This window comes from Streptomyces sp. NPDC087859 (genome assembly GCF_044742595.1).
In the GTDB taxonomy this organism is placed as follows: domain Bacteria; phylum Actinomycetota; class Actinomycetes; order Streptomycetales; family Streptomycetaceae; genus Streptomyces; species Streptomyces canus_F.
Genome location: NZ_JBIUUU010000019.1, coordinates 148075 through 174612 on the forward strand (window position 1 = coordinate 148075; position 26538 = coordinate 174612).

The 26538-nt window shown below is 70.4% G+C and carries 23 protein-coding genes; 13 read left to right on the forward strand and 10 right to left on the reverse strand.

Annotated elements, in window-relative coordinates:
- The first annotated feature begins 198 nt into the window (after positions 1-198).
- Both ACIOHP_RS38220 and ACIOHP_RS38225 read left to right on the forward strand, forming a co-directional pair.
- Positions 199-2553 carry an ATP-binding protein gene (locus tag ACIOHP_RS38220; protein WP_401894661.1) on the forward strand — a complete coding sequence of 785 codons (2355 nt, stop codon included), beginning with the start codon at positions 199-201 and terminating at the stop codon, positions 2551-2553.
- The gene (locus tag ACIOHP_RS38225) at positions 2553-4193 is read left to right on the forward strand and encodes an AMP-binding protein (RefSeq protein WP_401894662.1); all 1641 of its coding nucleotides are present in this window, start codon (positions 2553-2555) and stop codon (positions 4191-4193) included. The genes ACIOHP_RS38220 and ACIOHP_RS38225 overlap by 1 nt, the downstream gene beginning before the upstream one ends.
- A gap of 128 nt (positions 4194-4321) precedes the next feature.
- On the opposite strand, the gene dxs is transcribed toward ACIOHP_RS38225, so the two are convergent.
- The 6 genes from dxs to ACIOHP_RS38255 all read right to left on the reverse strand — a co-directional run bounded on the left by dxs (position 4322) and on the right by ACIOHP_RS38255 (position 12145).
- Positions 4322-6649, reverse strand: a complete 2328-nt coding sequence (gene dxs, locus ACIOHP_RS38230; protein ID WP_401894664.1) for a 1-deoxy-D-xylulose-5-phosphate synthase — start codon at positions 6647-6649, stop codon at positions 4322-4324.
- 73 nt (positions 6650-6722) lie between these two features.
- The gene (locus tag ACIOHP_RS38235) at positions 6723-7661 is read right to left on the reverse strand and encodes a Gfo/Idh/MocA family oxidoreductase (RefSeq protein ID WP_361561143.1); all 939 of its coding nucleotides are present in this window, start codon (positions 7659-7661) and stop codon (positions 6723-6725) included.
- Complete coding sequence (locus ACIOHP_RS38240; protein WP_361561141.1) at positions 7658-8767, reverse strand: Ldh family oxidoreductase; 1110 nt, start codon at positions 8765-8767, stop codon at positions 7658-7660. The genes ACIOHP_RS38235 and ACIOHP_RS38240 overlap by 4 nt, the downstream gene beginning before the upstream one ends.
- Positions 8768-8855: 88 nt before the next feature.
- Positions 8856-10172: a M20/M25/M40 family metallo-hydrolase gene (locus tag ACIOHP_RS38245; protein ID WP_401894667.1), complete on the reverse strand. Its 1317-nt coding sequence runs from the start codon at positions 10170-10172 to the stop codon at positions 8856-8858.
- On the reverse strand, positions 10153-11109 hold the full coding sequence (locus ACIOHP_RS38250; protein WP_401894669.1) for a sugar phosphate isomerase/epimerase family protein: 957 nt from the start codon (positions 11107-11109) through the stop codon (positions 10153-10155). Before ACIOHP_RS38250 ends, ACIOHP_RS38245 begins: the two co-directional genes overlap by 20 nt.
- A complete protein-coding gene (locus ACIOHP_RS38255) occupies positions 11099-12145 on the reverse strand; it encodes a Gfo/Idh/MocA family oxidoreductase (protein ID WP_401894670.1) in 1047 nt (348 codons plus the stop codon). The genes ACIOHP_RS38250 and ACIOHP_RS38255 overlap by 11 nt, the downstream gene beginning before the upstream one ends.
- An 807-nt stretch (positions 12146-12952) precedes the next feature.
- On the opposite strand from ACIOHP_RS38255, the gene ACIOHP_RS38260 reads away from it, so the two are divergent.
- From ACIOHP_RS38260 to ACIOHP_RS38295, 8 genes are all read left to right on the forward strand, one after another.
- On the forward strand, positions 12953-13624 hold the full coding sequence (locus tag ACIOHP_RS38260; RefSeq protein WP_401894672.1) for a succinate dehydrogenase: 672 nt from the start codon (positions 12953-12955) through the stop codon (positions 13622-13624).
- Positions 13625-13626: 2 nt separating this feature from the next.
- Positions 13627-15576, forward strand: a complete 1950-nt coding sequence (locus ACIOHP_RS38265) for a fumarate reductase/succinate dehydrogenase flavoprotein subunit (RefSeq protein WP_401894674.1) — start codon at positions 13627-13629, stop codon at positions 15574-15576.
- Entirely contained in the window at positions 15573-16319 is a 747-nt protein-coding gene (locus ACIOHP_RS38270; RefSeq protein ID WP_401894676.1) for a succinate dehydrogenase/fumarate reductase iron-sulfur subunit, read from the forward strand. Before ACIOHP_RS38265 ends, ACIOHP_RS38270 begins: the two co-directional genes overlap by 4 nt.
- Positions 16320-16399: 80 nt before the next feature.
- A complete protein-coding gene (locus ACIOHP_RS38275) occupies positions 16400-17095 on the forward strand; it encodes a LuxR C-terminal-related transcriptional regulator (protein WP_401894677.1) in 696 nt (231 codons plus the stop codon).
- Positions 17096-17255: 160 nt separating this feature from the next.
- The gene (locus ACIOHP_RS38280; protein WP_401894679.1) at positions 17256-18785 is read left to right on the forward strand and encodes an FAD-binding oxidoreductase; all 1530 of its coding nucleotides are present in this window, start codon (positions 17256-17258) and stop codon (positions 18783-18785) included.
- Between the two features lie 105 nt (positions 18786-18890).
- Positions 18891-19130: a hypothetical protein gene (locus tag ACIOHP_RS38285; protein ID WP_327722968.1), complete on the forward strand. Its 240-nt coding sequence runs from the start codon at positions 18891-18893 to the stop codon at positions 19128-19130.
- A complete protein-coding gene (locus tag ACIOHP_RS38290; RefSeq protein WP_361560152.1) occupies positions 19130-19507 on the forward strand; it encodes a fic family toxin-antitoxin system, toxin component in 378 nt (125 codons plus the stop codon). Before ACIOHP_RS38285 ends, ACIOHP_RS38290 begins: the two co-directional genes overlap by 1 nt.
- 94 nt (positions 19508-19601) lie before the next feature.
- Positions 19602-20186 (forward strand): TetR/AcrR family transcriptional regulator, encoded by a 585-nt coding sequence (locus ACIOHP_RS38295; RefSeq protein WP_401894681.1) that lies wholly within the window; start codon positions 19602-19604, stop codon positions 20184-20186.
- Between the two features lie 23 nt (positions 20187-20209).
- Here ACIOHP_RS38295 and ACIOHP_RS38300 read toward each other — a convergent pair whose 3' ends face one another.
- Positions 20210-20809: a TetR/AcrR family transcriptional regulator gene (locus ACIOHP_RS38300; RefSeq protein WP_401894683.1), complete on the reverse strand. Its 600-nt coding sequence runs from the start codon at positions 20807-20809 to the stop codon at positions 20210-20212.
- A 172-nt stretch (positions 20810-20981) separates the two neighbouring features.
- On the opposite strand from ACIOHP_RS38300, the gene ACIOHP_RS38305 reads away from it, so the two are divergent.
- Entirely contained in the window at positions 20982-21938 is a 957-nt protein-coding gene (locus tag ACIOHP_RS38305) for an alpha/beta hydrolase family protein (protein WP_401894686.1), read from the forward strand.
- A 329-nt stretch (positions 21939-22267) separates the two neighbouring features.
- Here the strand turns inward: ACIOHP_RS38305 and ACIOHP_RS38310 are convergent, their stop codons facing one another.
- Together ACIOHP_RS38310 and ACIOHP_RS38315 are read right to left on the reverse strand one after the other, a co-directional pair.
- Positions 22268-22426: a sigma factor-like helix-turn-helix DNA-binding protein gene (locus tag ACIOHP_RS38310; RefSeq protein WP_401894688.1), complete on the reverse strand. Its 159-nt coding sequence runs from the start codon at positions 22424-22426 to the stop codon at positions 22268-22270.
- Between the two features lie 154 nt (positions 22427-22580).
- Entirely contained in the window at positions 22581-23819 is a 1239-nt protein-coding gene (locus ACIOHP_RS38315; protein ID WP_401894690.1) for an NlpC/P60 family protein, read from the reverse strand.
- 214 nt (positions 23820-24033) lie between these two features.
- Between ACIOHP_RS38315 and ACIOHP_RS38320 the strand changes: the two genes are divergently transcribed.
- The gene (locus ACIOHP_RS38320) at positions 24034-24408 is read left to right on the forward strand and encodes a hypothetical protein (protein ID WP_401894692.1); all 375 of its coding nucleotides are present in this window, start codon (positions 24034-24036) and stop codon (positions 24406-24408) included.
- 393 nt (positions 24409-24801) lie between these two features.
- Positions 24802-25422 (forward strand): hypothetical protein, encoded by a 621-nt coding sequence (locus tag ACIOHP_RS38325; protein WP_401894693.1) that lies wholly within the window; start codon positions 24802-24804, stop codon positions 25420-25422.
- 97 nt (positions 25423-25519) lie between these two features.
- Here ACIOHP_RS38325 and ACIOHP_RS38330 read toward each other — a convergent pair whose 3' ends face one another.
- Entirely contained in the window at positions 25520-26509 is a 990-nt protein-coding gene (locus tag ACIOHP_RS38330) for a hypothetical protein (protein WP_401894770.1), read from the reverse strand.
- Between the last annotated feature and the right edge of the window lie 29 nt (positions 26510-26538).

Below are 26538 nucleotides of genomic sequence, written 5' to 3' on the forward strand. Positions count from 1 at the left end.
ACGAGGTCCTCCACCGGGTTCCCGGCCTGGTCAGAGGGGTTGGAGCGGCCGACGGGGACGAACCGGACGGCCGGATTCTTCAGAGGGCCTTAAGTCATGGTCGAGTCACGGTCCCTAGCGTTCAGTCGCACACCGTGGAGTACCGGGAGTACCCGAGCCTGTGGCGCAAGTCGGCGCCCGGTGGTCCTGAGGGGAAACATGCTGACCGATTTGCCGGTGCACGAGCCGACGACGGAGATGGTGGGTCGCGAACTGGAGCTGACGTCGGTGTGCGGACGGCTCGAGGACTCCTCCCTTCGGCTGATCACGCTCGCCGGCGCCGGTGGCGTGGGCAAGAGCCGCCTGGCCGCCGAGGCCGCCCATCTGCTCGACGACACCTTCCCCGGTGGCATCCGCACTGTGGACCTGCCCGCCTGCCCCGGCCCCGAAGAGGCGGTGGCCGCCGTCGCCCGCGCCGTCGACGCACTGCGCCGCCCCCTTCCCGCAGCGCACGAACCGTCGACGGCGAGCGGCACCGCGCCCGACCCGAGGAGCGGCCTCGAGCCCCACCCCCGAGCACTGCTGATCCTCGACGGGGTGGAGCACATCGCCGCCCGGCTGGCCCCGGTCGTCGCCGATCACCTGGCCGCCTGCCCCTGGCTCACCGTCCTCGCCACCGGCCAGGAGGTCCTGCGTATCTACGGCGAGCAGGTGGTGCCCGTCGCGCCGCTGCCCCCGCCCGGCCCGCTCTTCGAACCCGACGTCGCCGACGTCCAGGACAACCCGGCCGTGCAACTGTTCACCCGCCGCGCTCACGAGGTGAACCCCGGATTCGCGCTCACGGCCGAGAACGTCACCTCCGTCGTCGACATCTGCAACCTGCTGGAGGGCGTACCCCTCGTCCTGGAACTGGCCGCACGCCGGCTGCGGCTGTTCCCGCTCCAGGAGGTGCAGTCGTGGCTGCACCGGGGCGGCGACAGCCACCTGGCCGGGCTCGTCGACGTACCGCCCCGGCAGCGCTCCCTGCTCGCCGCCGCCGAATGGAGCTGCCGCGGCCTGACCGACGGCCAGCGGACGCTGCTCGCCCGGCTCGCCCTGTTCCGGCAGGGCGCCACCCTCGCCACCGCCGAGAAGATATCCCCGCTGTCTCCTGCCGAGACCGCCGCCGCGATCGAGGAACTCCTCGACCGCAACCTGCTCCGGCTCGACGAGAGACAGCACACCGACAGCCGGCTGACGATGTCGCGCACCATCCGCGTCCACAGCCTCTCCGTCCTCGACGGCGACGCGGAGGAGGCCGCGGCGGCCCGTCGGGTCCACACCCGCCACTACCAGAAGCTGATGCACTCCCTCGAAGGCCGCTTCCACGGCTCCGAGCAGCAGCGTTGGCTGCGGCTGGCCGCCGCCGAGCACGACAACGTCCTGGCCGCCCTCGACGACGTGGCCGAAGGACCCGACCTCGCGCCGCGCGCCGCCCTGGTCACCGCCTGCCTGCGGCCCTGGCTGGTCCGCGGCGAACTCAAGCCGGGCCTGCACTGGTTCGACTCCACCGCACAGGCCATGCACGAGGCGGACGGCCGGTCCGGCAACGAGGACGAGACGGACCTGCGGCTGCGGGCCCGGCTGTACACCGGCGCCGGTCTGCTCGCCGCCGCTCTCGGCGACCATGACGGAGCCGCGCACCGGCACCGCCGGGCCGTCGCCCTGTACAAGCGGTTGCGCGACGCCAGGGCCGGGGCGCTGGCCTCGGCCCGCATGGGGCACGCGCTGTTCCGGTGCGGTGACCAGGCGGTGGGCCGGTCCCTGCTGATCGCGGCCCGCGCCGCCTTGGAAGGACAGGGCGACACCGTGGGATCTGCGGAGGCCGCCGCCTCGCTCGCCGAGGTGATGATGGCCTCCGACCAGCCCCAGGACGCCCTCTCCTTGCTGGAGCGGGCCGAGCGGATCCAGCGACAGAACGGCGAGATCCGCGATCTGGCCCGCACCCTGCACCTGCGGGCCCAGCTCGCCTGGGACGAGGACGACGAGGCCGGGGCGCAGTCGGCGCTGCGGCAGAGCCTGACCCTGTACGACTCGATCGACGAGCGCACCGAACTGGCCGCGGCGCTCGACACGTTCGCCCTGCTCGTCCAGCGCGGCGCCGGCCAGCCGCAGCGCGCCACCCGGCTGCTGGCCGCCGCCGAGAACCTGCGTCGCCGAACCGGCGTGAAGGTCGACGGCGAACGCTGGGACCGCCTCCAGGGCGCGGTCACCGAACTGCGCAGCCAACTCGGCTGGAGCGTGTTCGCCACCGCCTGGGTCGAAGGGCTGCGCCTGCGGCCCGAGACGATGGTCGGCGAAGCGCTCGCCGCGGTCGAGCCGGGCCAGGGCGCCGAGCGCGGCGAGGCCGCCGCACTCACCCCCCGCCAGCTCCAGGTGGCGCTCCTGGTCGCCGAGGGAATGACGAACCGCCAGATCGCCTCCCGGCTCAAGATCGCCGAGTGGACGGTCGTCAACCACGTCCGCAACGTGATGCGCAAGCTCGGCTGCCGCTCCAGGGTCCAAGTGGCCTGGGCCGTCGGCAGGAGACGCTGATGACGGCATCCCGTCCCGCACCGCACAGCCCCACCCTGCGTACCGGCCCGCGGGCGGCGGAACCTCCGGCGCCCGCCGCCCGGGCGCCGATCTCCCCTGACGGCAGTGTCCCCCTCGCCGATCTGCTGGCCGCCGTACGGCCGCCCGCCGAGCAGGTCCGCCGCTTCACCGGCGAGGGACACTGGCGCTCCGCCACACTCCTGCACGACCTGCACCGCAACGCCGCGGCACACCCGCACCGCACCGCGATCGTCGCTCACCGCGCTCACCACCCGGCCGCCACCCGTGTACTGCGCATCTCCTACGGCCAGCTCGTCGGCTACGTCGACCGGTTCGCGCACGCCCTGGACGCCCTCGGCGTACGTGCCGGTGACCCCGTCGCCTTCCAACTGCCCAACCGGTGGGAGACCTGCGCCCTGCTGCTGGCGTGTCTGCGGATCGGCGCCGTCGCCGTGCCCGTGATGGCCGGTTACGGGGCCCGTGACCTGGAGAGTGTTCTCGGCGCGGCGCAGGCCCGGATCTGTGTCGTCCCCGACCGGTGGGAGGGCACCACTCCCGCCCAGGTCCTGGCCGACCTCGCGCCCACCCTGCCCTGGCTGCGCCATCGGGTGGTCCTGGGCGACGCGGCCGCCACCGGCGCGGTCGACTTCACCCGGCACTTCGTGCACACCCCTCACGAGCGCTACCGGCGCGACGGCTGGCTGCCGTTGCCCGCCGGCCTGGCCGACCGGATCAGTCTCGCCGTCACCTCACTGGGCCTGCACCGCGCACACAGCATGGCCATGCACACCCCCAACACCCTGCACGCCGGCCTGGATCCGCGTTCGCGGGTCACCGCGTTCACGGCACTGCCGCTGGCCACGCTGCCGTCTCTGCTGCACACGATGGTCGGCCCGCTCACCCACGGCACCACCGTGGTTCTGCAGGACGTCTGGGACCCGGAGACCGCCCTGGACCTGATGGCCTCGGCCGAGGTGCGCGCGGCGCTGGCCACCCCCGCGCAGTGGGCGGAACTGGCCGCCGCCCAGGAACAGCGGCCGCGCCCGCCCAGTCGGCTCGAGCACGCGCTCCTTCCCGGCCGGGCCGGCGCCAGCACGCGCCTGGCGCACCAGGTCCACGAGACGCTGCGGGTGCCGCTGGACGTGACGACGAGTCCTGCGCGGGACGCCGACGGCGACCCGGCCCTGGCCGACACCGGCCGGCACCGCCGCGGCCCCGCCTCACCGCTGGCGGTATGGCAGCGCGAGAGTGGTGGGCTGCGCCCGGTCTGGGACGGGGACGACTGGACCGACACCGGCCTGCCGGCCGGCCCGCACGAGGAGGACCACACGGTCGAAGAGGTCGGCGGTGTCTTCCTGGTCCCCGTCACCGAGGTCGAGGAACACCTGCTGACCCATCCGCACGTCGCCGAAGCCGCCGTCGTCGCCAGCACCGACCCCGAACACGGCGAGCTCGCCTGTGCCGTCGTCGTCCCCGAGGGCGACCCGCCCTCCCTCCTCGACCTGCGCGCCCACTTGCTGGCCCGGGGCATCCTCACCTCCCACCTGCCCGCCCGCCTCGAACTGGTCCCGGCGCTCCCTCGCTCCGAGACCGGCCGTGTCCTGCGCCACCGCCTCCAGGACACGCTGCCCACCACCTGACCGCCCGCCCCGGGGACTGCTCCGCCCAGGTGCGGCAGCGCCCCGAAGGGGCGCGGGGAACTGCGCGACCAGCCACGACGGCGCCGCAGACAAGCAACAACGCGTCCACTGCACTTCCGGCGGAGCGCTCAGGCAGCCGTGCCGACCGGCCGCACCCCGGCGCCCTGCCGGTCGAGTGTGGCGGCGATGTGCAGGGCGATGTCTCCCGAGGTGAGACTCAACTTCCGCAGGATCTCGGCGCGTTCGCCGTGCTCCAGGAACTCCTGGGCGATACCGAACTTCCGCAGCGGGGTGTCCACCCCGGCCGCCCGCAGTGCCTGCGCGACCGCCGAACCCACGCCCCCGGTCAGCTCGTTCTCCTCGACGGTCACCACCAGCCGGTGCCGGGCGGCCAGAGGTATGAGACCGGGGTCGACGGGCTTGACCCAGCGCGGGTCGACGACGGTGCAGCCGACGCCCTCGCCGGCCAGCAGGTCGGCGGTGTCCAGCGCGGTCTGCGCCATCGAACCGACCGCGACGATCAGGACGTCCTCGCTCTGGCCGCGGTGCAGCACGTCGATCCCGCCGATCGTGTCGACCGCGTCGAGGTCCGCGTCCACCACTCCGTCGGGGAAACGCACCGCGGTCGGCCCGTCGGCGGCCACGGCTTCCCGGAACAGTTCGCCCAGCCGCCTGCCGTCCCGCGGCGCGGCGATCCGCAGTCCCGGCACCATCTGCAGGATCGACATGTCCCACACACCGTTGCGGCTCGCCCCGTCGTCGCCGGTCACCCCGGCCCGGTCCAGTACGAGCGTCACCGGCAGCCGGTGCAGGGCCACATCCAGCAGTGCCTGGTCGAAGGCCCGGTTGACGGACATGGCGTGCATCGCCACCACCGGATGCAGACCGCCCAGCGCGAGCCCGGCCGCCGAGGTGACCGCATGCTGCTCGGCCACCCCCATGTCGAAGGTCCGCTCGGGAAAGGCCTGGGAGAACGCCGACAGACCCTTCTGCTCCATCAGCCCGGCGGTGACCGCGACCACGTCACGGCGCTCGCGGCCCGCCGTGGCCAACTCCTGGGAGAACACCGACGTCCAGGTGCGCTCCGGCGCGGCGGCGGCCTCACCGCGTCGGGCTCGCGCGGTGTAGGAGCCCCGGGCCCGGTAGCGGTCCGGATCGTCGCTCTCGGCGGGCGTATGACCGGCGCCCTTGACGGTCACGGTGTGCACCAGGACCGGCCCGCCGTGCTGCCGGGCCTGTTCCAGCGCCCTCTCCAGGGCCTCGATGTCGTGCCCGTCGACCGGACCGACGTACTTGAGGCCCAGCCCCTCGAACGGGTTCTGCGCGGCGGCCACCTCCCGCAGGTTCTGCCGGGCACCGTGCAGGCCCTCGTACAGCGTGCCGCCGGGGACCGGGGTCCGCTTGGCGACGACCCTGCCCCACTCCAGGAACCGCTCGTAGGCGGGCGAGCCGCGCAGCCGGGTCGCCCGCCCGGCCCCCGAAGCGGCCGAGCGGCCGTTGTCGTTGAGGACGATGACGACGGGCCGGTCCTTGGCCGCCGCGATGCTGTTGACGGCCTCCCAGGCCATACCGCCGGTCAGCGCGCCGTCACCGATCACCGCGACGACCGCACGCTCCCGCTCACCGTTGAGCTGATGCGCCTTGGCCAGACCGTCGGCGTAGGACAGGGCGGTGGAGGCGTGCGAGTTCTCCACCAGGTCGTGCACCGACTCGGCCTGCGAGGGATAGCCCGACAGACCGCCCGCCCGGCGCAGCGAGTCGAACCGGTCGGCGCGCCCGGTGAGGATCTTGTGCGCGTACGTCTGGTGGCCGATGTCCCACAGGATCTGGTCCCGCGGCGACTCGAACACCCGGTGCAGTGCGAGGGACAGCTCCACCACGCCGAGGTTCGAGCCCAGGTGCCCGCCCTTCTCGGGGACCTTGCGCACCAGCAGGTCCCGGATCTCACCGGCCAGCGACCGCAGCGCGTCGTGGTCCAGACGGCGCAGGTCCCGCGGGGAGTCCACCGTGGCCAGCAGCGAGCCCAGTTCCTCCTCGCGGGCCCGGTGACCGGCGGCCGGCACGAAGCGGATACCGGCGCCCGGCTCCAGACCGACCTCCGGGCCGGTGCGCGGCGGGTCACAGGCGATCAGGATGTTGTAGTGGTTGGGGAAGTGGCAGGCGTCCCACCCCAGGACCGTGCCGATCCGCTCCCGGCCCACCCACACCTCGTCGCCGCGATCCAGCACACCGGCACCGGCGATCTCCGCGAAGCCGAGGAACCCGACCCGGTCGACGGTGCCACCCGGCGGCGTGTCCACCTGGTCGGTGGTGACCAGCTCATGCACCTCGCCGCGCTGCACACACCGGCTGGTGTGCTCCTCGAGCACCATGCCCCGGTCGTCACGGTGGTGCTTGAGGACCTTGACGACGGTGCCGTCGACGCTCTTCTTACGGCCGTTCTCCGGGTGTGCCATGACGTTCGGCTCCTTGGCGGTACGTGGCGGGAGGTGAGGCGGGGGGTCGGCGGCGGGGCGGGGCCACGCCGGTTCAGCTCCGGCCGGCGGGGGGTTCGGCGGCGTAGACCTGGCCGACGAGCTCGAGCGTGGCCAGACCGTTGGGCCAGGTCGCCCGCTCGCCGCGCAGTACTTCGCCGAACTCCCGCAGCACGCCGACGTACTCGTGGGCCAGGGAGCTCTTGAAGTCCGGATAGCCGGCCAGCATGTCGGTCGTCAGGAGGCGGCCGTCGGCGAGGAGGACCTCGACGTCCTTGCGCTCCCCGTGCTCGTAGGCCCAGTCCAGGTCCACCACGGCCGTGACACCCTCGGTGTCCTGAAGGGTGATCACCGCCAGCCGGTCGATGCCCTGTTGGTCGCGGCCCACGCTGGCCTCCTTGAAGGCGACGTCGTCGCCGAGGAACAGGTGCACCACGTCGAAGGCGTTGGGCCCGTTGTCCGCCACGCAGCCGCCACCGCAGCGCGCCGGGTCGAGATACCAGCGGTCCTTGCCGACGTGCTCCTCGATCTTCTCCCAGTAGCGCACGGTGAGCCGTTCCACCGGGACATCCGCCGGCAGTGAGGCCAGCAGGTCCAGGACGTTGGTGTTGTAGCGGCGGTGGTAGGCCGTGAACAGCGCCACCCCCTTCTCCTCGGCCAGGTCACGCAGCGCGCGCCCCTGCTGCACGGTGATGCCGAGCGGCTTCTCCACACACACCGCCACGCCCGCGGCCAGGGCGTCCCGGCAGACCTCGAAGTGCACGTCGTTGGGGACGTTGACGACGACCGCGTCCAGTTCGGTCGAGGCCAGCAGCTCCCGGTGGTCGGTGAAGACCGGGATGGTGCCCCGGTGTGGTTCGAGGGTGGCCTCGTTCAGGTCGCACACCGCGGCCAGTTCGATGTCCTGGACCTCGCCGGCCAGCGCGTCGACGTAGAAGCGGGAGATGACGCCCAGGCCGATGATGCCGATACGGATGCGGGGCTGCGTGGTCATCGGGTCTCTCCAAGGGGGGTCGGAACGGTCAGGGAGTGCTGGGCGGCGACCGTCTCCAGCTCGGCGAAGAGCGGGGCGGCCAGCGGAACGCCGTGCTCACGGGCGGCGCGGGCGTGCTGCGCCTCGGGCCAGCCCGGGTAGCGCACGGGGGAGTCGGGGTCCAGGGCGGGGGCGTCGAGCAGCGCACCGAACAGCTCCTCGGACTGCTGGAGGAACGTGCCCTGGTCGCGCAGCCTGCCCGGCGCAATGGCCAGGACGAAGAAGCCGATGTTGTCGTCACGGCCCTTGGTGGACGTCGGGCCCATCTCGGCACCCGGCAGCAGCGCCGCCAGCGCCTCCACCATCAGGCTCAGCGCGTAGCCCTTGTACGAGCCGGTCTCCGGCCGGCCGCCCAGCCACTGCAGATGGGCCTCGCCACGGTCGAACGCCGTCGGGTCGGTGACCGGCCGGCCCGCATCGTCGACCAGCCAGCCCTCCGGTACCGACCGTCCCGCACGGGCCGCTGCCCGCACCCGGCCGGTCGGCACCACCGTGGTCGACATGTCCAGCACATACGGCGGGTACGGCCCGGCCGGTGCGGCGATCGAGAACGGGTTGGTGCCCAGCAGCGCCTCCGCGGCGCCCGGCGGCCGGATGATGCGCTGGCCACCGCAGTTGCCGGCCAGGAACCCGAGGGCGCCCTGCTCGGCCGCGTGCGCGGTGAAGTGGCCGGCGCATCCGAAGTGGGTGCCGTTGTACAGCGACACCATGCCGACGCCGTGGGTCCCGGCGCGTTCCAGGGCCAGATCCATCGCGGCCCGCGCCGACCACAGGCCCAGCGCGTCGTGCGCGTCGACGAGCAGGGCCGCGCCCCGGTCGGCGACGATCTCCAGGTCGGCGGCGGGATCGGCGCGCTTGTCGTCGAACAGCGGCAGATAGAGCCGGGTCAGGTTGGCAAGGCCGTGCGAGGTGACACCGGTCAGGTCGCCGTGGACCAGGGCACGGGCGGCTATCTCGGCCCGGTCGGGGGCCAGACCGCGCCGGGTGAACACCTCGGCGGTGAATCCGGCCAGCTCGTCATAGTCCAGGCGAACGGCGGTGCGGTCGACGGTCGCAGTGGTGGTCATCTTCTCCTCATTCACAGAAATTCACAGGGGCCGTGACGGATCGACAGGGGCCATGACCGGCCCCCGGGTCGTGAGGTCCGGCCCGCCCTCAGAGCAGTTCGGTGTGCGCGGTCGCGGCGAACGCGGTCAGCAGCCCGGCCACGTCCCCCGCGAACGCCTCCAGCTCGGCCCGCTCGGCGAACTCGCTGTCGGCATGCGCGTGGTTGGCCTCCAGGTCGCCCGGCCCGAGCACCGCGGTGAACACCCCCGGCAGGCCGCCCGTCCAGATCGCGTCGCAGGTGAAGGCCGGCAGGTCGGCGGGCCAGCGGGGCAGACCCACCCGCCCGGTCAGCAGCTCCTCGGCCCAGCCGTCGTGGGCGTCCAGCGTGGGAAGGCGTCGTTTGAGCCAGTCCACCCGGGTGATCAGCGCACTGTCCGCGGCGGTCTTCGCCAGCAGCGTGCTGTCGGCGAACAGGGCACGGAACCCGGTGAGCCCCGCCCGCACCTCGTCGTGCAGCGCCTTCTCCAGAGCGGCGCCCTCGGCGGCGGAGCCGTACGACAGGTTCAGCAGTAACTGCCCACTGCCGTAGACCTTGTTGTGCAGCGGCCCGGTCTGCAGGCCCGCCACGCACACCTGCCCGCTGCCGGCCTGGGTGGGCAGCGTCAGCGCCAGGTGCCCGGCCAGATGGCCCAGCAGCACGCTCGCGTTGTGCCCGGCAGCCGGGGCGTCGTCGATCGCGTCGTCCCCGTCGACCTGCACGCGGGCGGTCATCGCGGCCGTGGAGCGGGTCAGCAGCCGGCCGCGGGTGGGCTCGCAGAAGATGTTCAGCCGGCCCGTGTACCCCTGCTCGACCAGCGGCCGGGTGCCGAACACCCCCATGGCGCCGCCCTCTTCACCGGACACCACCTGGATCAGCACACCGATCTCGGTGCCGATCCGCGGATCCTCGGCGGCCGCCGCGCGGATGCCGGCGAGCAGCGCCACCGCGGGCCCCTTCGCGTCGATGGCGCCACGCCCGAAGAACGTGTCACCGTCCAGCTTCACCGGCTGCCGCCCGGCGACGGTGTCCATGTGCACGTTGAACATCACCGTCGACTGCCGGGGCAGCTCCGGCCCCAACCGCAGCACCAGACTGGGCTGCACCCGCAGGAACTCGGGATCGCGGGCGATCGCGGCACGCACCGCGGCCGGCACCTGCTCGTCGGTGAGCTCCTCCGCCGCGCACACGCCGTGCCACTCGACGGTGAACCCGAAAGCGCGGGCCGCCTCCGCGTAGGCGCGCTGGGCCTCCCACAGCCGGACCTCACCGTTCGGCGTGCCCTCCAGCGGGCCGGCCGTGGTCAGCGACAGCAGATGCAGCAGCAGCTGGTCGTCGTCTCGGGTCAGCGGCGCGTGGCGCGTTCCCTCAGCGGTCGGAGCGGACACGACTGGACTCCTCTCGAACGGTACGGTGGGGATCAAGGACTTCGGTGGCGACGAGCTGCTCGAGGTGGCGGCCGTACTCGGCGAACAGGACGGGCCCGTCATCGCCCAGCTCGGTACGGCTCTCGTGGGGCCGCAGCGCCAGATGCGGTTCGATCGACCAGACGCCGGCGTAACCGGCCTCCAGCAGCAGCCGCAGACAGTCCGCCACCCGGCTCTCGCCCTCGCCCGGCAGGGTGTAGGCGGCGCCGGTTCCACTGCCCACGGCGTCCTTGACGTGGACGTGGGCTACAGCCTCCGGACAGAGCTCCAGCAGCCGCACCAGCTCGTCGTAGGCCCGGTAGTGGTAGGCGGCACCGTTGCCGGTGTCGAACAGCAGCCGCAGCGCGGGACTGTCGACCTCGGTCAGCAGCCGCCACATCCGCTCCGCGCTGCGCCCCGCCCAGCCGGCGCAGTTCTCGTGCAGGAGCACCAGCCCGTACTCGGCGGCTCGTGCGGTCAGCACCCGCATCCGGCGGATCACCTCGGCGCCCCAGTCGGCGTCGTCGAGACCGTCGTTGGGATACGACATGACTCTCACGTAGCGGGTGCCGAGCGCCGCGCAGCGGGGGCCGAGCCGCTCCAGCTCCCACAGATCGGCGTCGATGCCCTGGCTGATCGGCCGTGACCAGTCGGCGATCCGCGAGTCCACGCAGGCGATGCCGAGCCCCGCCGCACGTACCGTGCGCACGCAGGTGTCGAAGGCTTCGCCGTCCAGGTCGGCGAGGGCGACCCCGTCGATGCTGCGCAGCTCGATCAGCTGCCAGCCCAGGCTCGTGACCGCCGCGATCTGGTGGTCGAGGCTGCGTCCGGCCTCGTCGCCGATACCGGCGTAGAGGATCCCGGGCACCGCCTCCCCCCGCGGAAGCGGGCCGACGGCCACGGTGCGGTCAGGAAGCATGAGGCACGACCTCCGGCTGGAAGGCCGAGACCTCGGCCCCCAGACGGGACAGCCGCGCGTGCTCCTTCGCCTCGGCGAGCAGGGTGGTCACACCGGCGTTGAGCTGGAAGTCGGGCTCCAGGTCGGCGCCGTAGGCGAACTGCTCGTAGGCGTGCACCAGGAACCGGGCGAGCGAGTCGTCGCGGAACACCGGCTGCGGAGCCAGGCCCTCGATGGAGGTGGTCAGGTGCGCGTGGTCGTCGCTCTCGCTGATCGGGTAGTGGCCCACCGCCCAGCCCCGGCTGAAGCCGAGCCGGATGACCCGCTCCCGCAGCGGTGAGGCGAGGTCGGAGAAGATCTCCGTCTGGCAGCCCGCGGTGTGGTCCAGGAAGAGCCGTGCGGCACCCATCTCGGGCACCACGACGTTCTTCACCCGCAGATCGCGCAGCTCGGCACCCACGGTCTTCGCCTCGCCGGCCAGCGACAGCACCACCCCCACCGAGTGCGGGAGCTCCACGTCGAAGGCGGTCGGATGCCCCTCGGTGGCCAGCGTGCGGGTGATCCGGGGCTTGCGCTGGGCGATGAACACCGTCTCCAGCTCGCCCAGTTCACCGCCCTGCACCAGATCGTGCAGGCGCAGGGTCAGCGCGCTCTGGAGCCAGTGCGCGACCACCATGAGCTCCAGCTTGCGCTCGCGCCGCAGGTCATCGATGGCGGGCAGCTCGGCAACGGTGGCCACCAGGGGCTTCTCCACGAGGATCTTGCGGAAACCGAGATCGGCGAGCTGGGTCAGCGGGGCCAGGCGGTGGGTGGGCGGGGTGCAAAGATGAACGATGGTGTTCTCGGGGTCCAGCAGCTCCCGCGCCCGGGTCAGACTGTCCACGGCGATCACATCGGAGTCCGACAGCTGCGGCGTGCGAGGGTCGGCGTCATAGACGACGGGTGGCTCGTCGGAGAAGAGTCCGGCATAGCGCTCCATACGGCGCAGACGGCGCAGCACACTCCAGTGCAGTCCGTGGCCGGAGCGGCCGAAACCGACGATCAGCGTCCTCAGCATGGTGGGTTCACTCCTCGGGCAGGCTCGGTCGGTGGTAGCGGTGGGCCGCCTGGGCGGCGATGAGGCGCTCGACGCTCGCCCGCACCCCGTCCGCCGGCCCGTATCCCTCGCACACGGCCGCCAGACCGGGCCGGTACGAGGGGATGCGCGATGGCGAGGGTCATAACGTCCTTTTCTTAACTTTTCGGGCAGTCGAAGGGCAGCAACGGACACGGGCCCGGGTGAGCGACGTGGTGCGGCGGTCCGGGCCGCGAGAACGGGGGAGAGGAAGAGCCGAACCAGCGCGTCAGAAGCAGCGGCGGGTCAGCCGGACGGCGTCGAGCAGAAGCGGGCCAAGCCCACCCTCAGGTCGCACCCTCAAGCACAGACCACCGCGCCCGGTGGACCCGCCCAGGGCGGTGCAGCGCTGCCATATACGCGGCTCCAAAGGTGTGTCAGCGGATACGTCGGCGAGTACGTCGGCTCTGTCATCTCGTGTCTCCCGCTTCGGCGGATCGGGATGCAGCGAGCGTGCCGACAGACGTCAACACCCGTCAACGAAACCGCCCTTCGAGGCCCGCACTCGCACGCAGAACCGCCTTTGCCCCCCTGCCCGCTGCCACGCCCGCCCCCGACCCGGCCCGTCCTGCCATACGCCGTACACGCCCCCACGCGGCCCTTGCCATGCGCTTGCCATCCACGGACCACACCCCCCGCCCACCACGGCCGCCGAGCCCCGCTCCAGCGTCCGTCTTGGATCTCTCGACCCGCCCCGCCCTACCGTCTTATGACATGGCTCTGGCAACGCGGACAGACCGACGACCGTCCATGGCACGCACCCTGTGGGACAGCTCCATCGGCAAGAAAACCGTCATGGCCGTCAGCGGTCTGATCATGCTGCTGTACCTGGTCCTTCACATGCTCGGCAACCTGAAGATCTTCTTCGGCACCGACGACTTCAACGAATACGCCCACTGGCTGCGCACCCTGGGGGAACCGGCCCTGCACTACGAATGGGTCCTGTGGGGCCTACGCATCGTGCTGGTGATCGCGGTCGTCGCCCACGGAATCTCCGCCTACCAACTCAGCCGCCGCGACATCAAGGCACGCCCCACCCCGTACGTCCACAAGAAGCAGAGAACCACCTACGCGACGAGAACCCTGCGCTGGGGCGGGATCATCCTCGGCCTGTTCATCATCTGGCACCTGCTGGACCTGACGACCGGCACGGTCCACTCAGGCGGCTTCGAGAAAGGCCGCCCCTACCAGAACGTCGTGGACACCTTCTCCACTTGGTACGGCAACGTGGTCTATTTCGCGGCGGTCTCGGCTTTGGGCCTGCACATCCGGCACGGCTTCTGGAGCGCCGCCCAGACGTTGGGCGCCGGCAACCGCACCCGAGACCGCGCCCTGAAGGCCACAGCCAATGTCCTCGCACTACTGCTCACGGTCGGCTTCCTCGTCGTGCCCGTGAGCGTGATGACCGGAGTGGTGAGCTGAAGATGACTTCGTACGTGGATTACGAGACCGGTGAGCCGCTCATCGACGGCAAGGCACCCTCCGGCCCGGTCAACGAGCGCTGGGACAAGCGCCGTTTCGAGGCCAAGCTGGTGAATCCGGCGAACCGGCGCAAGCACACGGTGATTGTCGTCGGTACTGGTCTGGCGGGTGGTTCCGCGGGTGCGACGCTCGCTGAACAGGGTTACCACGTCGTGCAGTTCTGCTATCAGGACTCCCCGCGACGGGCGCATTCGATTGCCGCGCAGGGCGGTATCAACGCGGCGAAGAACTACCGCAATGACGGCGACTCGATTCACCGGCTGTTCTACGACACCGTCAAGGGCGGGGACTTCCGGGCGCGGGAGTCGAATGTGCACCGGCTGGCGCAGATCTCGGTGGAGATCATCGACCAGTGTGTGGCGCAGGGGGTGCCGTTCGCGCGGGAGTACGGCGGTCTGCTGGACACGCGCTCCTTTGGTGGGGTGCAGGTGTCGCGGACGTTCTACGCCCGGGGTCAGACGGGGCAGCAGTTGCTGCTGGGTGCGTATCAGGCGCTGAGCCGGCAGATCGCCGCCGGAAACATCGAGATGCACGCACGTACCGAGATGCTCGACCTGATCGTCATCGACGGGAAGGCGCGCGGGATCGTCGCACGGGACCTCGTCACCGGCAAGGTCGACACCTACTTCGCTGATGCCGTCGTGCTGGCTTCCGGTGGTTACGGCAACGTCTTCTACCTGTCGACCAACGCCATGAACTCCAACGCCACCGCCGTCTGGCGGGCGCACCGGCGTGGCGCGTATTTCGCCAACCCCTGCTTCACGCAGATCCACCCCACCTGCATCCCGCGCACCGGCGACCACCAGTCCAAGCTCACGCTGATGAGCGAGTCGCTGCGTAATGACGGCCGGATCTGGGTGCCGAAGGCCAAGGGCGACACCCGTCCCGCGCACCAGATTCCGGAGGAGGAGCGGGACTATTACCTGGAGCGGATCTATCCGTCGTTCGGCAACCTGGTCCCGCGGGATATCGCCTCCCGCGCCGCGAAGAACGTCTGCGACGAGGGCAGGGGAGTGGGCCCGGGCGGCCAGGGCGTCTACCTCGACTTCGCCGACGCCATCGCGCGGATGGGCCGTAAAGCCGTCGAGGCCAAGTACGGCAACCTCTTCGACATGTACCAGCGGATCACGGATGAGGATCCGTACGAGGTCCCGATGCGGATCTACCCGGCCGTGCATTACACGATGGGCGGTTTGTGGGTCGACTACGACCTCCAGACCACGATCCCTGGCCTGTTCGCGGTCGGTGAGGCCAACTTCTCCGACCACGGGGCGAACCGGCTCGGCGCCTCCGCGCTGATGCAGGGGCTGGCGGACGGGTACTTCGTCCTGCCGGCCACCATCAACGACTACCTGGCCCGCAACCCCCACCAGTCCACCGTGACTGCCGAACACCCGGCCGTGCACGAGGTGCTGGCGGAGACCGAGGACCGGCTCAACCGCCTCCTGTCCGTGGACGGCGACCGCACCCCCGACTCCTTCCACCGCGAGGTCGGCGAGTTGATGTGGGAGTTCTGCGGCATGGCCCGCACCGATGCCGGTCTGCGCAAGGCGCTGGAGCGCATCCCGCAGATCCGGGAGGAGTTCTGGCGCCGCATCAAGGTCCCGGGCGTCGGTGAGGAGTTCAACCAGTCGCTGGAGAAGGCGAACCGGATCGTCGACTACCTGGAACTCGCCGAGCTGATGTGCCTGGATGCGCTGCACCGCGCGGAGTCCTGCGGCGGTCACTTCCGTGAGGAGTCCCAGACTCCCGAGGGGGAGGCGGCGCGCCGGGATGAGGAGTTCGCCTACGCGGCCGCCTGGGAATTCACCGCTACCGGTGATGCCCCTGTTCTGCACCGGGAAGACCTGGTCTTCGAGTACGTCCACCCCACTCAGCGGAGCTACGCATGAAGCTCACCCTGCGCGTCTGGCGGCAGAAGAACGCCGACGCCGACGGTGCCATGTCCACGTACGAGGTGGACGGCATCTCCTCGGACATGTCGTTCCTGGAGATGCTCGACACCCTCAACGAGGAACTCATCCTGCGCGGCGAGGACCCGGTCGCCTTCGACCACGACTGCCGCGAAGGCATCTGCGGCGCCTGCTCCCTGGTCATCAACGGCGACGCGCACGGCCCGGAACGCACCACGACCTGCCAGTTGCACATGCGGTCCTTCAAGGACGGCGACACGATCGACATCGAGCCGTGGCGGGCCTCCGCGTTCCCGGTGATCAAGGACCTGGTCGTCGACCGCACCGCCTTCGACCGGATCATCCAGGCCGGCGGCTACATCACCGCACCCACCGGCGCCGCACCGGAGGCCCATGCCACGCCGGTGCCGAAGCCGGACGCGGACTTCGCGTTCGAGCACGCGGAGTGCATCGGCTGCGGGGCCTGCGTCGCCGCCTGCCCCAACGGGGCCGCGATGCTGTTCACCTCGGCCAAGGTCAACCATCTCAACGTGCTGCCGCAGGGGGCGCCGGAGCGGGAGACCCGTGTACTGGACATGGTCGCGCAGATGGACGACGAGGGCTTCGGAGGCTGCACGCTGGCTGGGGAATGCGCGACCGCCTGCCCCAAGGGCATCCCGCTGGTCTCCATCACCGCCATGAACAAGGAATGGCTACGAGCCACCCGAAAAGCGCCCCGCTGAACCACTCCTCCCCGCCTCTCCCCACCACACCCGGATCCGGCCTTTAGCGATCCTCTGCCACCACATGCGCACACTGCGTCATGACCCATCCTTCGGCAACCCTCCCGAAGAGCACCACCACTCTTGTCCTGGCCGAACCCTGCACAGGCCGGCGGGCCCGCCGCGCCGCACTCCTGGCCGCCGAGCCCGACTTGGAGGTCATGGCCACCTGCTCGGACGAAGCGGAGGTCCACACCCAGCTCGAGCGTCGCATCCCCGACGTGGTCCTGACCGACCCGCGACTACCCGGAACCGGCGCCCACGGCACCGGACTGATCCGACGCCTCACGCAGGGCCCGCACCGCATCCCCGTACTGGTGCTCGCCGACCCCGAGCCACTGCACGCGGCCCTCGAGACCCTGCAAGCAGGCGCCCACGGCCTGCTGTTCAAGGACACCGACGACGACCGGCTACCCCGTGCGGTACGCCTGGTCGCCGACGGCCAGGCGGTGCTGTCACCCCGGATCACCTGGCCCCTGATCGACGCCTGCGTACAGCGCTCTCCCCTCCCCGCCCTGGACCGCCTCACCCCACGCGAACGCGAGGTCCTGGCCCTGACCGGCGCAGGCCTGTCCATCCGGGAGATCGCCGACCGCCTGGTCATCTCCCACTTCACCGCCCGCACCCACGTCAGACGCACCATGGTCAAACTCGGCGCCCGCCGCCGGGCCGGCCTGGTCGCCATCGCCTACGGAGCCGGCGTGGTCCACCCCCGCACACACCAGCCCGCCCCCTGACCCTCCGACCCCACCCACCATCCCCAACCCCGCCCTCCACATCCGACTATCGGCAGATTTAGCCGTGTGCAAGGGACACCCGAAAGGCTCGCCCCGTACGACCCACGCGTACGGCAGCTCGCTACGCCGTGGCCAGGAACGCGACCACAAAGGGGATCCTGTGATCAGCAGACGCTCGCTCATACGCACCGGTGCAGGCGTTGGCGCGACCGCCGCGCTGACCGTCTCGACCGGCGGGATGCTGCTGGCCGGAGCCGGCTCCGCGTCAGCCGCGCCCTCCTGGGACAGCCTGCGAGCCGCACTCAACGGCACCCTCGTGCTGCCCGGCGAGTCCACCTACGGTCAGGCGATCCAGCTCCACCAGGCCAAGTGGGACGCGATCCACCCCCAGGCGGTCGCGTACTGCAAGACCGCGTCCGACGTCGCCACCTGTATCCGCTTCGCCCAGAACAACAGCCTCGCCTTCTCGGTCCGCAGCGGCGGCCACAGCAACGCCGGCTACTCCACCTCGCCCGGCCTGGTCGTCGATGTCTCCCGCCTCAACTCCGTGCGCACCACGGGATCCACGGTCCGCCTCGGCCCCGGCGCCCAGGGCGTCGACATCACCAACACCCTCTCCGCGCTGGGTCTCCAGGTCGTCTCCGGCACCTGCCCCACGGTCGCGATGGGCGGCTTCCTCCAGGGCGGCGGCCTCGGCCCGGCATCCCGCAAGTACGGCACGGCCGCCGACCGCCTGGTCTCGGCGAGGGTGGTCCTGGCCGACGGCAAGTCGGTCACGGCCACGGCCAACGACAACCCGGACCTGTTCTGGGCCCTGCGCGGCGGAGGCGGCGGCAACTTCGGCGTTGTCACGGAGTACGAGGTACGCCCGGTCTCGATCCCGTCCCTCACGCTGTTCAACCTGACCTTCGCCTGGTCCGACGCCGCCGACATCGTCCAGGCCTGGCAGCAGTGGATCATCAGCGGTCCGCGGGAGCTGAACACGCAGCTGCTGTTCACCCTGGCGACCGACCAGGGCGGCGAGCCGCACGTCATCCTCACCGGCACCTACGCGGGCGCGCAGGCCGCCGCCGAGACCGCCCTCAACACCTTCATGACGTCCCACGGCAAGGCCAGCGTGACCCGACAGGTCGTCGAACTGCCCTACCAGCAGGCCATGATGACCATCTTCGGCTGCGGCACGCAGACCGTCAGCGAATGCCACCGCGTCGGCTACTCGCCCGAGGCCGTCCTGCCCCGCGAGTACAACGCCACCTACCGCAACACACTCTTCAGCAAGGCCCAGACCCGCACCTCCATCCAGGACACCCTGGCCCGAATGGAAGCCTCCCTGCGCCCCGGCCAGTTCCGCGTCCTGGCCCTGCTCTCCTACGGTGGCCGCGTCAACGACTACGGCGTCGGCGCCACCGCCTACTCCCACCGCACCACCGAGTTCGAGGTAGGCATCCAGCTCGCCCACACCACAGCGGCCCCGACCCAGGAAGACCGGGCCGCAGGAGATGCCTGGCTCAACACCACCTTCACCACGGTCGAGACAGCCGGCAACCACGAGTCCTACCAGAACTTCATGGACCCGGCCCTGCCCAACTGGCAGCAGGCCTACTACGGCCGCAACTACCCCGTCCTCCAGGCCGTCAAGGCCAACTACGACCCCCACCGCTACTTCACCTTCGCCCAGGCCATCGCCTAACCCTCCCCCTCTCGGCGGTCCGCTCACCCCTCCTGGTCCGAGCGGACCGCCGCCCCCACCGCACTCCGCCCCACAAAGTCTGGTAACACCTGTTACCATGCCCCTATGGCAAAGACGCAACTGGGCGCCCGTGTGGACGACGAGGTCGCCGAACTCGCCAAGGCCCGAGCCAAGGACCGCGGCCTGAGCATCGGCGACTACATCGCCGAACTCGTCCGCGAAGACACCGACGGCCTGCGAGCCCGCGGCCTGGACGCCGCCCGCCGCTTCCTCGACGAACACCAGGCGATCTTCGACGAGGCCGAGGACGCCGACCGCACCGCTCCGGGAGCCCACGCCGCGTAATGGACCTGCACATCGACGTCCCCTGGATCCTGCAGGTCGCCGAGATCGCTGGCGCCCGCGACCCCGCCCCCGACGACTACGGCATCCCGGTAGCCGCAGTGGCAGCCCACAAGGCCGAACTCCTGGACCAGCCGGTCTACGACGGCCCCTACGCCCGCGCCGCCGCCCTCGTCCACATCCTCGGCCGCTGCCGCTGGCTGGAGCGCTCCAACATGGCCGTAGCCGCCGCGACCGGCGTCATGTACCTCGAAGCCTCGGGCATCCCCCTCAAGCCCACCCGCAACGACGCGATCGCCCTGCGCGACCTCCTCCGCGACCCCACCTGCACCACACCTCGCATCGCGACCCTGCTGCGCACCTGGCCGACAACCACCTGACGACCCTCACCCCACTGTTTGCCTAAACCCATTAGGCAAACACAAGATGACCTCAGCCGAACCACCCCGCACCGGCTCCGAGAGGTCCAGAACCATGGCGCGCGCAGGACTGACCGCACAACGCCTCACACAGGCCGGCGCCGACCTCGCCGACGAGGTCGGCTTCGACCAGGTCACCGTCTCCGCACTCGCCAGACACTTCGACGTCAAGGTCGCGAGCCTGTACTCGCACGTGAAGAACTCCCACGACCTCAAAACCAGGATCGCCCTCCTCGCCCTGGAGGAACTCGCCGACCGAGGCACCACCGCCCTCGCCGGCCGAGCCGGAAAAGACGCCCTCACCGCCCTGGCCGACGTCTACCGCGACTACGCCCGCGAACACCCTGGCCGCTACGCCGCAGCCCAACTACGCCTCACCCCGGAAGCAGCCGCAGCCAGCGCCGGTGCCAGACACTCCCAGATGACCCGGGCGATCCTGCGCGGCTACGACCTGACAGAACCCGACCAGACCCACGCCGTCCGCCTCCTGGGCAGCACCTTCCACGGCTACATCAGCCTGGAAATGGGCGGCGGCTTCAGCCACAGCGCCCCCGACACCCAGGAAACCTGGACCCGCATCCTGGATGCCCTGGACACCCTCCTGCGCAACTGGCCAGCCACCCCCGCCCCCACCCCCTGACCACTGGTCGTCCCTCTCGCACGTCAGGACGTGGGGGGTTGCTGCTGGAGCCCTTGGAGGAGGAGGGCGATCAGGCGGCGGGGGTCGTAGCGGGGGTCGTTGTCGTGCCCGATGCAGAGGTTGCCGATGCCACGCATCAGCTCGTAGGGCTGCGTGCCGGCCCTGATGTCACCAGCCTCCACCGCGGCGTCGAGCAGCTGAGCACAGACAGGCAGCAGCCGATCCAGGAAGTAGGAGTGCAACGCGGCGAAACGGTCGCTGTCGGACTGCAGCGCATCGGCGAGGCCGTGCTTGGTGACCAGGAAGTCGACAAAGAGGTCGATCCACTGACGCAGCGCGTCGAGCGGTGATTCGGCACTGCCCAACAGGTTCGGCCCAGCTTCGGCGCACGCCTCGATCTGATGACGGTAGACGGCGGTGACAAGATCCGCCCGGGTCGGGAAGTGGCGATAGATCGTGGCCATCCCGACCCCCGCCTGGGCCGCGATCTGCCGGATCGGCGCGTCGACACCGGAACTGACGAACACCGCGGCGGCAGCAGCGAGCACCGTCTCCCGATTGCGCTGCGCGTCAGCCCGCTTACCTCGGGACGGCGCCTCCCCCGCAGAGCTCTCGTCGGCCATCACGAGTCCTCGTCCTCCCACACCGATTGACAAAACGGAGCAGCGCTCCGAATACTAAATGGAGCAGCGCTCCGCTTCAGCCTAACCGAAACGGCCCGCTGCTGCCCCTGCCCTGTCGCCACTCTCAGAGCCGAGCCGCACGGCAGCCACCACTCAAAAAGGGAACCTCACCGTGAGCACACCCACCACCGACACCCTGAGCACGCCCACCCCGGTCCTCTCCTTCAGCCCCGTAGTCCTCTCCGTGCCCGGACGCCCCGTAGACCTCCAGCTGCGCGTCTCAGCCCCCACGACGGGAACCGACCTCCCCGTCATCCTCCTCTCCCACGGCCACGGCCCCTCCCACAACCTCTCCTCACTCAACGGCTACGCACCGCTGGCCAACCTCTGGGCAGCACACGGATTCATCGTCATCCAGCCCACCCACCTCACCTCCAGGACACTGAGCCACCTCGTCGCCGACGCACCCGGCGCACCCGACTTCTGGCGCTCCCGCGCCGAGGACATGACCCACATCCTCGACCGGCTCGACGTGATCGAGCACACCGTGCCGCAGCTCGCCGGACGGATCGACCCCACCAAGATCGCCCTCGCAGGACACTCACTCGGAGGCTTCACCGCCGCCCTCCTCCTCGGCGCCGGAATCACCGACCCCGACACCGGGAACCTGGTGCACCTCGCCGAACCCCGCATCAAGGCAGGCGTACTGCTCGCCGCGCCCGGCAGGGGCGGTGAAGTCCTCAACGGCCCCATGGCCCAGCAGTGGCCGATCATCGGGGCCGTCGACTTCTCCACCATGACCACCCCCGCACTGGTCGTCGCCGGCGACAAGGACGACCCCCACCACTTCACCGACATGGGACCGGACTGGCACACCGACCCCTACACGCTCGCCCCCGCCCCCAAAACCCTGCTCACCCTCTTCGACGCGGAACACGGACTCGGCGGAATCGCCGGCTACGACGCCGCCGAAACCACCGACGAAAACCCCGACCGAGTCACCGCCCTCGCCCACCTCACCGCGTCCTACCTCCACACCCAACTCCACCCTGGCGCCCCTACCTGGCAAACGGCATCCGAGGCACTGCTGGCCGACTCCAACCCGGTAGGACGAACCGAATCCAAGTGAGCCCTCGTTGCCACACCGGCCACGTGGCACCCAACTCCTAGGCTTCCGCTCTGCCGGCCCCCGTCGAAGCGGGAACCCACGACGGCCAGAAGCACGCTTGCCAGTCCTCCGCCGTACGCCGGAGTGACCCTCCCGAACAGCTCAGGGGCGCCGCATCCTTGAGCATGGTCGTGGGGCTGCATCCATCTGGGATGCCAGTCCCTTCGGTCCCTCAACTACGGCTGATCCGCCGGGGGCTGGAGGCCTTGAGCCGAGCCAGGAGCCGCACATGCCGCCCGGAACCGCGCGGCGACTTCGTGGTGCCACACGATGTCGGCGCCGAAGCGGGATCACCGCTCGTCCACGCGCTTACGGACCCGGTGGACGATCTGCTGCACGGTCGCCTCGGGCCGCCCGAAGAACTCCCCGATCTCCGCACGCGAGAACGCGGACGCCTGGCACAGCACGAACACTGCCTGCTCCACCGGCGCCAGCGTCTCCGGCACCACCAGCAGCGCGGTCGAGACGGCGTCGGCCAGGACCCGATGGAGCTCTCGCGGATGGCACGGGCGGAAGTGAGCCGGCGCGTGACGGGAGCCGGGAGGCCGGATGATCAGGGCAGGGACGCCGTGATCACCCGGCCGTGCGGTGTAGCACCGTCGGTCAGAACCAGCCGGTGCATTCGATGCTGCCGCCCCGGCCGTTGGTGCCGCAGGCGCGCATCAGGAGGCCGGAGTCGTTCCACTGGGTGGTGTACGCGTCGTTGCCCGAGGTGACGGTGGTGTAGCCCAGCATCGGCTGCCAGGTGTTGCCTCCGTCGGCGCTGCGGTCCACCCAGATCTCGTCGCCGACCGTGCCCCCGGTGATGCGGCCCCAGGCGCACTCGGTGGTGCCGTTGTAGCGGAGTTCCACGGTACGGCCGAAGACGGTGGTCGACTTCGCCGTCCAGGCACCCGCCGAGTCGGGCTGGGTGCCGTCGCCGCAGGACGTGTTGTTCTCCGCGCCGGCCAGCGTTCCGCCGATCGGTGGGAAGTCGCCGCAGGATGGTACGTCCTTGAGCAACGCCGGCCCTTGGACGAAGAGATTGCTGATCCAGCTGTTGTAGTCCGGCAGATACGACCAGACGTTGTTCACCATGCCGTCGACCGTGGCCCGCTCACCCACCCGCTGGCACAGCACCCGTACCTCCACGGAGATGCCGTTGCCGTTGGTGAAGTTGATCTGGCTGCCGGTGTTCGAGTCCTGCCGCAGATTGGGCTGGCCCCACGTCTTGTGGAACGAACCGCGACCCTCCCAGTTCCAGACCACCGGCACGGCCTCGGCGTGCGGACGGAACGCGCCCTTGTAGCGGTCCCAGCGGGCACTGATGGAGTTGACCTGGATCTTCATACCGGATTCCGGCGCCTCCACCATCAGCCCGTTGCCGAGGTAGAGCGCGACGTGCGTCGGCCCCGCGCCTTCAGGACCGAAGTACATGATGTCGCCGGGCAGCAGCGCGGCAGACCCCTGCGACTTCAGCAGCTTCGTGTGCGCGTACCCGGGCGCGGCGAAGGTCGCCTGCGTCGTGCGCTCGGTGATGAGGTCCCGGCCGGTCGCCTTGTACCAGGCCCAGCGCACCAGGCCGATGCAGTCGAAGCTCCAGTACGTCGGGTCCGCGGCGGTTTCCGGGTACCACTCGTCGTAGATGCCCTGGCTGGGACCCGGCATCCCCTGCGCGTGACCGCCGCCCCAGGCGTACTGCCGCCCGACGTAACGGCACGCGACCTGGACGGCCGCCTGCGCCGCCTGGCTCGCACCGGCCTGGAGCGGTGCGCACCCCGTGGCGGCGGCCGCCGGGGAGGCCGAGGCGACCGGCAGTCCGAGGCTCACCACTGTCACGAGCGCGGCCAGCAGCAGCCGCACCCGGCGCCCCCACGGCCGCTCGCCCCACCCGGCTCTCCCCGCAGCCCAAGATCTTCGCACTCTGTCCACGGCATTCCCCCTGGTCTCGGTGGTCTTCCGCGAACGTACGCACCCGCGCTGCCCACCGGGCCCTGACATCTGTCAGGACCTGCCGGCCCACCCACTCCATACAGTTCCGGCGATCACCAAGTCCACGGGAGAGGAATCACCTTCCATGCGCACCATGCTGAGGCGCGCCGCCGCGCTGGCCTTCGCCACCGTTACCGCGGCCGTCGTCGCGACGGGCACCGCACAGGCCAAGCCGGCCGCCGACTGGGCAGGTTGCCCCTACGGCGCGGTCTGCATCTACCCGCAGAACCAGAACCCGGCCGTCTCCCCGAGCCACATCTACTGGACCTACGGCGCCCACAACCTCAGCAACCAGGTGGGCAACCACTGGGTGCTGAACAACCAGTACGACGGCGCGGTCGTCGAGCTGTGCCTCAGCTACAACGCGAACGACTGCACGTCGTCGATCGCGGAAGGTCGCGGCGAGTACCGCGACCTGGGCCCCATCAACTCGCTGCACCTGAGGCCGCACTACAACTAGCCCTGCTGTTCGGCCTCGGCCGTCCAGCCAACCCGCTGATCTTGGTTCGTCACCAGCAGCCGTTCCTTCACGCGACGTTGTTCGACACCTCGAAGCGTGAAGAACGGTCGTGCTGCCGTCCCGAGCGATGTCGTTGGTGTCGGCGTGTGCCGGCGCAGGCTTCCCTCGTCCTCGTACGACCCTCGCCCGGCCGGGGACAGTGTCCCAGGTACTGCATGTCTGTGCAGGTCAGAGGGCCTGGGATGGTTTCATGGTGGGCGATCGGCTGTCGGTTGTTGCGGCCGGTGGCTGTGACCGGTGATGCTCTTGGTGTCGCGCCGACCGGGTCCGGACCGACCAGCCGCACTCGCCGCGGTATCCACGTCCACGTAACTCATTCACGGGGGAACACCCATGTCCATGCGTATCCGCACGAGCGCTCTGACCGCACTCGCCGTTGCCGCTGTCGCGGCGGGCATGGTCCTTACGGCACCGGCTGGTGCCGCGCCGAAGGCGGCCGTCCCGAAGTTCCTGTCGGCGTCCCAGCTGCCGCCGCACCCGACGTCGTCCTGGACCGCCGGCCCGGTCACCGAAGGGTTCCCGGAGGAACTCGGCTTCTGCGTGAGCACGGAGGGCGTGCTCGACTACGACTACCGGCACCGCACGTTCCGGACCGATCTGGACACCGGCGCCGTGCAGCTGACCGTGGTGACGGGCACGGCCGCCCAGGCCAAGGCGTTGGCGAAGCACTACGACGACCTGATCCGCACTTGCGCCGACCGCATCGAGAAGGCCTCGCCCGACATCGAGGCCGAGGGCCGCGACTACGGCAGCCTGCCGGTCGAGGAGGGCGCCCACGTCCGCGGCCTGCACACCGAGACGTCCATCGGCGCCAGCGACATCGCGCTGCTGTCGGTCGGACGGGACGGCAGGACCGTCACCGTCCTGCAGTGGGGCCAGATGGGCGGCTTCAAGGGCGCTCCCGTGACCGCCTTCAAGAAGACCACGACCACGGCGGTCAACAAGCTGTACTGACGGGGCGTCCGGCGCAAGAGGCCGGGGCCGTCCTTTTCCGTCACGGGGGACGGAAAAGGACGGGCCGCCGCGTCTCACGCGTGATCGGCACTCGGCTTTACAGGGCGCTCTCGTCGGCGAGATCGCTCGTGCCGAGTTCGGCATCGCTCATCGCCGGACCGCCGAGGAAGCCGTTCATGAGGTCGGCGAGGTCGAGCGTCGTGGCTCCGGCCGGAGCGGTGGGCTTGGTGCCCTCGCGCATCCGCAGTGTCAGGCCGAGCTTCTTCACCTTGGCGTTCTCGGCCAGCTTGGCGAGGTCGAGGTCCACCTGGGCCAGCTCGCCGTTCTTGAGTGTGAAGTCGGCTGTCACCTTGGCGTTGGGAGCGTCCTTCAGGTCCTTGTCCGTCGGCAGCTCCATGCCCGTCGGCAGGTCCTTCACCAGGGGTCGGATCTCGCCGAACAGTTCAGTGACCAGCGTGCGGAAGGGCGCCGTGGCGGTGACGTGCTCGGTATCGCCCCCGTCACCGGTCGTCTTGAACTCCACCTCACGGGCGATGACTTTGCGGAGGGCCTTGACGAGCTTCTTCTGCGTCTTGGCGTTGAGGGACGGCGCGGGACCACCCTCGGCTTCCTGCCCCTCGGCGGCCTTGTCCATCTCCTCGGTGTTGAACTTGACCCACTTGCCCTCAAGGACGTCCTTCATCGCCCCGGCCTCCGGGGGCAGTTCGTCGGCGTCGGGCAGGGGGCTGCCCATCGTCTTGCCCAGGACGTCCGTGTCGGCACGGAGGTAGGTGTAGTCGCCGATCACCCGGTACTCGACAAGGTCGCCGTCCGCGGTGCCGACCTTCACGGCCGTGCCGACGAGGTCCTTCTCGCCGGACTTGTCGAGCGCCTTCCTCGACTGCACGGTCACGGTGATCTTCGCGTCGCTGAGCAACTCGGCAACCTCGTCCGGGATCTCTTCCCCGGGTTCGGGGTCGGACGCGGCGTCCAGCGCCTTCAAGGACGCGGCGTCGGTGTTCAGGTCGATCTCGAAGGAGAGCGTGTTCTTCTTGCCGAGCTTCTCGAAGGCCTGCTCGAGCTTCCTGCCGGCAGACAGCTGCTCCACCGTTCCACAGGCGGCGGAACCCGCGAGGA